Annotated in this window: 1 protein-coding gene; it reads left to right on the top strand. The window is 30.7% G+C overall.

Annotation, left to right across the window (positions count from 1 at the left end; translation table 11 throughout):
* Window positions 1-518, top strand: a 518-nt coding sequence (locus IEX42_RS18430) for a transposase (RefSeq protein WP_188781473.1), incomplete at both ends; no start/stop codon positions are given.

Below are 518 nucleotides of genomic sequence, written 5' to 3' on the forward strand. Positions count from 1 at the left end.
CTATGGATGAATTTAAAAGCGTTAAAAATGTAACTGGATCAATGAGTTTCATTTTTATAGATAATGATACTCATGATGTTATAGATATTTTAGAAAATAGAACTACAAGATTCTTGCGTGCCTATTTCGAGCGATTCGATTTAAAAAATCGACAACAAGTTAAGACGGTTACTATTGACATGTATGAACCCTATGTCCGATTATTTCGCGACCTATTTCCTAATGCAGCTATTATTTTTGACAGATTCCATATCGTTCAACATTTAAATAGGGAACTTAATAAGTATCGTGTACAAGTTATGAATGAATACCGTAATAAAAAAGGACCTAATTATACAATTTTTAAGAATAACTGGAAAGTTCTATTGATGGATACTAGTAAAACCATATTTAGTAAATACAGATGGAATAAATCTTTTAAGGCTTATAAACGCTCATCTGACATTGTAGAATTCATGCTTTCAAAAGACGATATACTACGACGCTCCTACGAACTTGTCCAAGGATTAAGAAAAGAT

Origin of the sequence: Marmoricola endophyticus (assembly GCF_014644415.1) — a bacterium.
GTDB classification, from domain to species: domain Bacteria; phylum Actinomycetota; class Actinomycetes; order Propionibacteriales; family Nocardioidaceae; genus Marmoricola; species Marmoricola endophyticus.